The organism is Gemmobacter caeni (assembly GCF_003054195.1).
In the GTDB taxonomy this organism is placed as follows: domain Bacteria; phylum Pseudomonadota; class Alphaproteobacteria; order Rhodobacterales; family Rhodobacteraceae; genus Gemmobacter; species Gemmobacter caeni.
On sequence record NZ_QBKP01000049.1, the window covers coordinates 1 to 5,828 of the forward strand.

Below are 5,828 nucleotides of genomic sequence, written 5' to 3' on the forward strand. Positions count from 1 at the left end.
GATGGAACATCGATCTCAAAAATCTCCCAAACCTCAACCGCATCACAACATTTCTCGAAAACCTCAAACCATTCGCTAACGCTCATCCAAACCTCGCGAAACTCTGACCAGAGAGAGGGAGCGTGTCAGAATTGACCCATAGTCCGCCTCCCTCCCCGCCGCACTGGACAAGGCCCTGCCCATCCCGTTTCTCATGAAACCGGGAGGAGATCACTTATGGGCAGACTTGTCCGCCAACCGGCGCGGCATCTTGCGGCCGCGCTGACAGCCTGTGTCTGGGCGCTGATCGTGGCGGCGGCCCCGGCGCGGGCCGAGGTGCTGCGAATCCTGACCTCGATGCCCCCGGCAATGACCGACCCCTACGTCGCCCGGATGAAGGCCAGGGCGCCGGGACTGGATGTTCTGGTACTGAACAAGAACACCGTTTCGGCGGTCGAGGAACTGCTGCGCGGCAATGATCGGGCCTTTGACGTGTTCTGGGCTTCCGCCCCCGAGGCGTTTGAACTGCTGGCAAGGCAGGGGCGGTTTGCCGCAGACAGCGGCTGCACCGGCATCCCGACAGAGGGATACGGCCCTTTCGCCCTGTCCTCCATCGGCTGGACCCTGCGCCGCGATGGCCCGAACCCGCCGCAGGACTGGGATGACCTGCTGAACCCGGTCTGGCGCGGCCAGATTGGCATGGCGCCACCCTCACGCTCCGGTACGGCTCATATGACGGTGGAGCGGTTCTTGCAGGTGCGGGGCTGGAATGATGGCTGGGGTTTCTTTCTGGCCCTGACCGAAAACCTTGCCACCGTCACCTCGCGCAGCTTCGGCGTGACCGATGGCATCCGCAGCGGGCGCTTCGGCATCGGGTTGACCATCGACTTTCTGGCAGGCACCGCCGAGCCGGAACTACAGTTTCACTACGGCACGCCCGCCATCCTGTTTCCGGCACAGATCGGCCTTCTGGCCAGGGCCGGAAACCCCGGCGCCGGTTGTGCCTTTATCGCCAGCGTCACCGATGACGATGGCCAGCGCCTGCTGCTGGAGCCCGGGATCGGCCGCATCCCGATCTCGCCCCGTGTACGCGAGGCGGCGGGCGATCTGATCCCGTCGGAAATCCGCGCCGCCGTCAGATCACAGTGGCTGCGCTATAATGCCGGGCTGGCGTCGGAACGCTACTGGGCGGTGAATGTGATCTTTGATCTGGCAATCACCGAACGGCTGGACCGGCGCCGAAGCTTGTGGTCAAGGCTGCACGCGCTGGAGGCGCGCGGACCCAGGGCCGAAACCGCCGCGATCCGTCGGATGATGCAGTCAATCCCGATTTCGGAACATGAGGTTCGCATGGCCGAAGGCACCAGCTTTGCCAACCGGGTGATGGAACTGACCGACCTGCCGACACCGCAACGCACCCTGCTGCGCGACTGGGAAAACCGGATCGAACGCCAGCTCGCGACAATCGACATCGCCCTGTCCGGGCTGGAAAAGAGGGTCAGGCCATGATCCGGCATCTGGGCATATGGCAGCGGCTTTTGCTGATGGTCGGGCTGATCGTGCTGCTGCTTTGGGCCAATCTGGCGCTGGCGATCTATTTTCTGTGGCAGGCGCAGGGACAATACCGCGCGCTGGCCGATACCGAGGTGCCGCGCCTGGTACTGACGGGCGAACTGGCCCGGCATTCTGCCGATCTGGCCGGGCTTGCGACCTCGGTTCTGGGGGGACAGGCCGACGAGGCGGCGCTTCTGGCGGAAACCCGGCGGATCGACGAGGCCATGGCGCAGGCGCTGGCTGCGCAACGCCTGGGGGCCGCGCCCATCACGGGCGACCCGCTGCGCGCCAACATGCAGCGTGTCATCGAGGGCACACAGACCCAGCTTGCCCTGTCGCGCGACATGGCAGCGGCGCTGGACAGCCTGCGCTGGCTCAACATCGACATCCAGGACGAGATCGAGCCGATCCTGCGCGATTTCGATTACAATATCGAAACCCGGATGCTGGAATTGCGGCGGGCGGACAACCCACGCAACCGCGATGCCCTTGCCGCCGCCATCACGCGGGAGCGGCGCGAGCGTGATGTCTTTGCCGAGATCGGTGCCGATGCGGCAACGTCGATGACCTTGCTGGTTCAGGGTGCGGTGGCGGATGATGCTGAGCGGATCGGGCAACTGGCGACGCTCTTGCAGGATTTCGCCGCACGGATGGCCGAACGACTGTCCCTTGTGCCCGAGGCACCCGAATATCTGACGCTGCGCCAGTCGTTGCAGCGGCTTTTCGCCCTGGTCGAAGGCGACGGATCAATCCTGACCCGGCGGCTTGACTGGCTGGAGGCGCGGACGCGATCCTATGCCGCAATCGAAACCACCCTTCAGGGGATCAAGGCACTTCAGAGCCGGCTGGAGCAGCTTTCTGCGCATGAAAAAGCCGATGTGCTGACGCGGATCGAAGCTTCGGCCAACCGGGTTCGCCGCACCGCGCTCTGGCTGATCGGGGGCACCTTTCTGGTGGTACTGGTGGGTGCGATGGCGCTGGACCGGCTGATCCGCACCCGGATCGTGGTGCCGCTGCGCAGCCTGACCGACGATCTTCTGGCGACGGCGGAAGGGCAGGCCCCGCCCCCGCCTGCAAGCGATGACATGGCCCGCCTGACCTTCGCGGTAGGCGAATTTCGCCGCGCCATCACCACCCGCGACCGCGCCATCGAAGACCTGCGCAAGACCCAGGACGAGTTGGTGCAGGCGGGCAAGATGGCGGCGCTTGGCACCCTTGCCGCCGGGATCAGTCACGAGCTGAACCAGCCGCTTGGCGCCATGACCTACCGCATGGCGCTGCTGAAATCAGCGATGGAAACGGGGGACATGGCGGCGGTGGAGCGTCAGGCGCAGCTTGTCAGCGCCCTGGCCGAACGGATGCAGGGTATCATCCAGCACCTGCGCCGCTTTGCCCGCCGTGGCCGGTTCGAAAGCCAGACGCTGAACCTTGGCAGCATGGTCGACAACGCGGCGGCCCTGCTGGAAACCCGGCTTGCCGAAACCGGGGTGAGGCTGGACATCGCCGCCGATACGCGCAGAGCCAGCGTGACCGGCGACCCGATCCTGACAGAGCAGGTCATCCTGAACCTGCTGACGAATGCAGTGGATGCCATCGAGGATCTGGGGCCTGATGCCCCGCCCGACCGGCGGCGGATCGGGGTTACGGCGGCCCGCCAGGCGCAGGACTGGCTGTTGCACGTCGCCGATACCGGCGTGGGTCTGGGCGATCTGGACCCCGACAGCGCCATGATGCCCTTCGTTTCCACCAAAGAGGCCGGACGCGGACTGGGGCTTGGCCTGTCGATTTCCTACAACATCATGCGCGACATGCAGGGGGATCTGCGGATCTCGTCGCGCGCCGACGGGCATGGGGCGGTGGCAAGCCTGCGCCTGCCGGGAACAGCGGAGGACCGCAGCAATGAGCCATGAAATCTATGTCGTCGACGATGATCCCGATTTCCGCGACGCCACGCTGGAACTGTTGCAGGGCGCGGGCTTTTCCACGCGCGGCTTCGCGGCGGGCCCCGAGCTTCTGGCCGTGCTGGAACCCGAGTTCGAAGGAATCGTGCTGTCCGACCTGCGCATGGCGGGCATGTCGGGGATGGATCTGCTGACCGCCGTCCGCAAGGCCGCGCCTTCGGTGCCTTTCGTGCTCATCACCGCGCATGGGGACATCAAGGCCGCCGTCGGTGCCATCCGCAGCGGCGCCTTCGACTTTCTGGAAAAGCCCGCCCCGCCCGAACTGCTGATCGCCACAGTGCGCCGGGCGCTGAACGCCCGCAAGCTGGTGCTGGAAAACCAGCGCCTGAAAGCCCGGATCGCGCGCGGCACCGATATCCGCGCCCGCATCCTTGGCAAATCCGAGCCGGTCAAAACCCTGCGCCGCGAGGTGGAGGCGGTGACCGGGCATCGCGTCGATGTGCTGCTTCTGGGCGAGACCGGCACAGAAAAGGGCCAGATCGCCCGCGTGATCCACGATTTTTCCGGGTCCGAGGGCGAATTTGTCATGCTGGACGGCGGTGGGCTGACCGAGGCGAATTTCGACGAGACGTTCCTTGGCAATGGCGCAGGCCGCCCCGGCGTGCTGGAGCTTGCGGCGAAAGGCACGCTGTTCATCGACCGGATCTCCACCATGGGCAAGGCGCTGCAATTGCGCCTCGTCTCGCTTCTGACCGGGCCGGAAACAGCGGGTCGCTGCCGGGTGGTGGCCTCGATGCCGCCCGAGGATGTCACCGACCTGCCGACAGACCTGATCTTCCGGCTGAACCTTGCCGAAATCGAAGTTCCGCCGTTGCGGGATCGCGGCGACGATTTCTTTCTGCTGTTCGAACATTTCCTGCGCGAAGCCGTGGCGCGGCACAAACGCCCCTTCCCCGAAATCTCGGCCCCCGAGATCCGGCGCCTGCGCAACCATGCCTGGCCTGGCAACCTCCGTGAACTGCGCGGTGTGGCGGAACGGCTGGTGATCGGCTTGCGCGTCTCGCTGCGCGAGGACAATGCACAGGCCGCAGGACCGCAGGGCTATGATGCCGCGATGCAGGAATTCGAAACCGCGCTGCTCATCTCCGCCCTGCGGCGCAGCGGAGGCCGCAAGGCCGAGGCGGCCGATTCGCTGGGCATCCCCCGTAAGCGGCTGTATCTGCGCCTGAAAGCCTGCGGGTTGTGACGAAGGGTCATTCGTGACCCGTTCCGCGTGTCAAGATTGACCCGTGAACACAAATAAAATCAATAAAAATCAATAATTTGTGCAAATTCCGCGCAACCCATACTCCTGAGCGGCGCGAAATGAAACGCTCAAGGGAGGAGAACCATGGGCAAAGCACTCCGCGGGTCCGTCGCTGTTGCGGCGCTGACCTGTCTTGCCAGCACGGCCTATGCGGCCGACAAGGTTGTGATCGTCACCTCGTTCCCCGAGGACATGACCTCGGTGATCGAAAAGGCCTTCGAGGCCGCACACCCGGAATATGATCTGGAGGTGCTGAACAAAAGCACCTCATCCGGCGTGAAATACATCAAGGAAATCGCCTCGAACAACACCGCCGACATGTTCTGGGCCTCAGCACCGGATGCGTTCGAGGTGCTGAAGAAAGAGGGCCTGCTGCTGAAGGCCGGTCTTTCGACCGAAGGCATCCCCGACCAGATCGGCAGCTACCCGATCAACGATCCCGACGGGTTCTATTACGGCTTTGCCGCCTCGGGTTACGGCATCATGTGGAACACCCGCTACATGGAGGCAAACGGGCTGGAGCCTGCACGCGAATGGGCAGATCTGGAGAAGCCCGAGTATTTCGGTCATGTCGGCATGTCCTCGCCCTCGCGGTCGGGTACCACGCATCTGACGGTGGAAACCGTGCTTCAGGGCGAAGGCTGGGATCAGGGCTGGGCCGACTGGAAATGGATGGCGGGCAACTTCGCCAGCGTGACCGAACGGTCCTTCGGCGTGCCGGATGGGGTGAACACCGGCAATTTCGGCATGGGCATCGTGATCGACTTCTTCGCCTTCTCGTCACGCGCCTCGGGCTTCCCGGTCGATTTCGCCTATCCGACGGTCACCGCGCTGGTACCCGCCAATATCGGCATTGTCGCCAATCCGGCGAACGAGGCCGGGGCAAAGGCTTTCGTATCTTTCCTTCTTTCAGAACCGGGGCAGGAAACGCTGTTTGATCCGGCAATCATGCGCCTGCCGGTGAACCCCGCCACCTATGCCAAAGCACCTGAACCCACATTTCCCAAGTAAGGCGCTGATTTCGCTGTCCTGACCATTATATTTCCTATATAAAACATGGTGTTGAAGGCTGCGAGGGGCGCGTTTCA

At 64.1% G+C, this 5,828-nt stretch carries 4 protein-coding genes; all 4 read left to right on the forward strand.

The window, feature by feature from the left end:
• Positions 1–216 precede the first annotated feature (216 nt).
• The 4 genes from C8N34_RS25385 to C8N34_RS25400 all read left to right on the forward strand — a co-directional run bounded on the left by C8N34_RS25385 (position 217) and on the right by C8N34_RS25400 (position 5,751).
• Positions 217–1,488 (forward strand): ABC transporter substrate-binding protein, encoded by a 1,272-nt coding sequence (locus C8N34_RS25385; RefSeq protein ID WP_054301986.1) that lies wholly within the window; start codon positions 217–219, stop codon positions 1,486–1,488.
• Positions 1,485–3,443, forward strand: coding sequence for an ATP-binding protein (locus tag C8N34_RS25390; RefSeq protein WP_108131023.1), 1,959 nt, complete (start codon positions 1,485–1,487; stop codon positions 3,441–3,443). The genes C8N34_RS25385 and C8N34_RS25390 overlap by 4 nt, the downstream gene beginning before the upstream one ends.
• Complete coding sequence (locus tag C8N34_RS25395) at positions 3,433–4,680, forward strand: sigma-54-dependent transcriptional regulator (protein WP_158640816.1); 1,248 nt, start codon at positions 3,433–3,435, stop codon at positions 4,678–4,680. The genes C8N34_RS25390 and C8N34_RS25395 overlap by 11 nt, the downstream gene beginning before the upstream one ends.
• Positions 4,681–4,824: 144 nt before the next feature.
• Positions 4,825–5,751 (forward strand): ABC transporter substrate-binding protein, encoded by a 927-nt coding sequence (locus tag C8N34_RS25400; RefSeq protein WP_108131025.1) that lies wholly within the window; start codon positions 4,825–4,827, stop codon positions 5,749–5,751.
• The last annotated feature ends 77 nt before the right edge of the window (positions 5,752–5,828 follow it).

Excerpts from the sequence above, each read along its gene's own strand:
- C8N34_RS25385 (WP_054301986.1), top strand. The coding sequence starts at position 217 with ATGGGCAGACTTGTCCGCCAACCGGCGCGGCATCTTGCGGCCGCGCTG.
- C8N34_RS25395 (WP_158640816.1), top strand. The coding sequence starts at position 3,433 with ATGAGCCATGAAATCTATGTCGTCGACGATGATCCCGATTTCCGCGAC.
- C8N34_RS25400 (WP_108131025.1), top strand. The coding sequence starts at position 4,825 with ATGGGCAAAGCACTCCGCGGGTCCGTCGCTGTTGCGGCGCTGACCTGT.
- C8N34_RS25390 (WP_108131023.1), top strand. The coding sequence starts at position 1,485 with ATGATCCGGCATCTGGGCATATGGCAGCGGCTTTTGCTGATGGTCGGG.